We start from the raw sequence: 3,038 nt of genomic DNA on the forward strand, positions 1-3,038 counted from the left end.
CGCAAGCGAGTCGAGCGGCTGATGCGGGGTGCCGGGTTGCAGGGCGCGTTCCTGCGCAAGAAGTGGCGCCTGGGTTCGACTCGGCAGGATCCGCGTGCCACTCCGGCCCCGGACCTGGTCAACCGTGACTTCACCGCCGGTGAGCCGGACTGGCTATGGGTCGCCGACGCCACCCGCATCGTGTGTGGTGAGGGTGTGTTCTGGCTGGCCGCGGTCCGAGACGCGTTCTCGAATTGGATCGTAGGCTGGAAGTGTTCGGACCGGTGCGACACCGAACTGATACTCGGTGCTCTCGAATACGCGGTGTGGACCCGCGATGTCCGTGACGGCAGCTGGTCCATCATTCCGACCGTGGCTCGACCTACACGGCGATCCGGTTCGCGAACCGGTTGGCCGACAACGGGATCGCACAGTCGATGGGGTCGGTCGGTGCCAGTTACGACAACGCTCTCATGGAGAACTTCTTCTCTACCCTGAAGACCGAGCTGGTGTAATCGGAACACTTGGCGGACAAAGCAAGACGCCGAGAACGCCCTGTTCGCCTACATCGACGGCTGGAACACGCAGCGGATCCAGAAGAATCTCGGCTGGCGATCACCCGATGAGTACGAAGCCAGTTACCACGACCGGGTTCCAGCCGGAACCAGATAATCCGCTTTCCGGATTAGCGAGGGAACCTCAGGTCGTTGCTCGTCGTTCCGACAGTCTTGGTGGACAGCTTGCGGGCGAGTTCGTCGGCGGCGATAGCGGTGTGAGGTGACTCGATTGCCATCATTATTGCGTGCCAGCTCTTTTCGTAGCAGGGGTGTGACATGGACGGTCGGCAGGCATATCCCGGTCCGGGGTGTGTGAGAGTCTTTTGTAGCCCACTTGGTGGGCGGGCAAGCTCGACGAAGCGATGGCGGCACGGAAGCGGCATGCCCCTGAGCAGGTGGTTCGGAAGTTGACCGGGGCCGATCGGCTGCTGGCCGACGGGAAGGATGTGGCCGAGGTGTGCCGGGTCCTGCTGGAGAACGAGGTGCTCCCGAAGGCGGCGGCCTACTTCGCACGGGAGAACGTCCTCCCAAATAGTGTTCCCGGTGGCCGCGCAACTGGCCGAAGCTAGCATGCGGTCTTTAGGTTCGCGGTAGTCGTGCTCGATCGCCAACGAACTTTGCCCAGCTGCACGAGGTCTCGTAGTGGGATGCTCGGTGGCAGTGTGGCCAGCCAGTAGTCGGTTGCCGCCTGCATCCGCTGGCAAATCAGCACGCCGAATCCAAGCTTGACTTCGCCGACGACTCAAAGATCCGGCTGGATAACTACCGATGGAATTCGCCCGACGGACTGAAATCAGTTCCGTCAGCGGGACGCAGGATCAACTTGCCCTCGGTGCGACGCGCAAGCAGGTCTTGGTGCGCCGCGGGGGCTTGCGCTAGCGCGTACTGCCCGCCGAGCAGCGGCCGGACCCGGCCGGCGGCAGCGAGATCGAGCAACTCGGTCAGCGGCTTGCCGGCCGCGCCCGTGTTGGCCAGTAGTGGCGCTAGCCAGAAGCCAGCGATGCTGAGGCTGCGTTCAGCGAGCTGGCCTGACTCGATCGGCGTGGCCACCTGCCCGGAGGACGCACCGTAGGTTACAAGCCGACCGAAATTCGCCAGGGTTCCCACAGCGGCCTCCAACATCGGCCCGCCAGTGGCGTCGAGGACGATGTCGACTCTCCGGCCGCGGTTGGCGTCCAGCACCCGCTCGCCGTAACCGTCCACGGCACCGTCTACAGCGACATCCGCGCCAAGACTGACCGCACGCGACCGCTTGTCCTCGGTCGATGCTGTGGCGATCACGCGACTGGCACCGAACTGCCTGGCGAGCTGAATTGCCAGACTGCCGACCCCGCCCGCAGCGGCGTTGATCACGACCGTTTCACCGCAAGTGAGTCGGGACACCGAGCGTAGCAAGTGCCACGCGGTCAAGCCCTGTACCAATAGCGCCACTGCCTCGCTCGTGCTCACCGGCTCTGGGATATCCACGAGGTTTTTGCTGGCAACCACAGCTTTAGTGGCGTAACCACCGTGTAGGAGATAGCCGAGAACCCTCCGACCGTCCTCCGTGCGTCCGGCAACCTCCATACCCGGCACGTGGGGCAGGCTATCCGGTGGCGCGTACTCCCCGGCCACCTGCTTGATATCGGCGAAGTTCACTCCGGCCGCCTCGACCTCGACGAGATGCTCGTGCGGACCCGCCACCGGATCCGGGAGTTCGACTTCGGCCAGCACATCCGGCTGCCCGAAGCGCGCGAACTGTACGGCACGCATGCGCGCTCCACCTTCCCTCTTTGCTTGAGACGTTCTTCCTGGCATGGTCAAACACGCGGCAATTGGGCTCTATTCCTGCACACGACACCAGACATACCAACAAACAGAGCCAGCGGTGCTGCCGGAGCATGAGGCGCACAGTGAGATAGCTGAGACTGGAATAGATTCCCAGAAGTCGAATTCGGGCAACGGCAAAGTATACCAGATCGCCCGGATATTCTAGCAAAACCAGCGAGCGGGCACTGATTACCAGCATAACCTAATCTGAACAAGGTGATAGTTTATAGAAGCAACGCGTCGTGTTGTCGGCCAGATTTTCCCGTCGTTCATCGAGCGGGGCGAGTGATTCGGTGTAAACGTGGAGGAAGGCGCAATGCAACGCAGTGGCACTCGCGGCTGCAGTGGCCAGACTTTACATCAGGTCGCACGATTTGGGACCAACCAGTTGACCGCAATCCACTGGATGAGCGTGTCGAGTGTCGGTTATTGCCCGATGTCCTCGGGCTGGAGGCGCGTCGATCGGGGCTATTGCTGTCAGCTAGTGTCCGTCAATCCGAGGCTTGGACAGCGTATTTCGCGTTCGCGAGTGCGGTGAGCACATCGTGGCGATGGTCACGGCCGTGCGTTTCGAGGGTGAGGCCGACCTCGGCCTCGCCCACGGCCAGCCACGTCCCGGTGCGGGAGTGTGCCACGTCGACCACGCTGGCGCCCGTCTTGCCCACCACCGCCAGCAGCGATCCCAGCGCGCCG

Annotated in this window: 3 protein-coding genes and 2 pseudogenes; 3 read left to right on the forward strand and 2 right to left on the reverse strand. The window is 62.9% G+C overall.

The genetic code is table 11. The features are described 5' to 3' along the window. The first annotated feature begins 21 nt into the window (after nucleotides 1–21). The 3 genes and pseudogenes from ACWEH3_RS35880 to ACWEH3_RS35890 all read left to right on the forward strand — a co-directional run bounded on the left by ACWEH3_RS35880 (nucleotide 22) and on the right by ACWEH3_RS35890 (nucleotide 1,105). Nucleotides 22–477, forward strand: coding sequence for a DDE-type integrase/transposase/recombinase (locus tag ACWEH3_RS35880; RefSeq protein WP_450026833.1), 456 nt, complete (start codon nucleotides 22–24; stop codon nucleotides 475–477). A gap of 33 nt (nucleotides 478–510) precedes the next feature. Continuing rightward, nucleotides 511–651, forward strand: a pseudogene (locus tag ACWEH3_RS35885) (IS3 family transposase); the annotation flags it as partial. Between the two features lie 292 nt (nucleotides 652–943). Continuing rightward, nucleotides 944–1,105, forward strand: coding sequence for a hypothetical protein (locus ACWEH3_RS35890; RefSeq protein WP_450026835.1), 162 nt, complete (start codon nucleotides 944–946; stop codon nucleotides 1,103–1,105). A 193-nt stretch (nucleotides 1,106–1,298) separates the two neighbouring features. Here the strand turns inward: ACWEH3_RS35890 and ACWEH3_RS35895 are convergent, their stop codons facing one another. Next, entirely contained in the window at nucleotides 1,299–2,288 is a 990-nt protein-coding gene (locus ACWEH3_RS35895; RefSeq protein WP_450026831.1) for a quinone oxidoreductase family protein, read from the reverse strand. Nucleotides 2,289–2,836: 548 nt separating this feature from the next. After that, nucleotides 2,837–3,038, reverse strand: a pseudogene (locus ACWEH3_RS35900) (threonine ammonia-lyase); the annotation flags it as partial.

It is taken from the genome of Nocardia sp. NPDC004718, from assembly GCF_053601535.1.

Bases quoted from the DNA above. Each gene is read 5' to 3' on its own strand.
- ACWEH3_RS35880 (WP_450026833.1), top strand. From the start codon at position 22: ATGCGGGGTGCCGGGTTGCAGGGCGCGTTCCTGCGCAAGAAGTGGCGC.
- ACWEH3_RS35895 (WP_450026831.1), bottom strand. From the start codon at position 2,288: ATGCGTGCCGTACAGTTCGCGCGCTTCGGGCAGCCGGATGTGCTGGCC.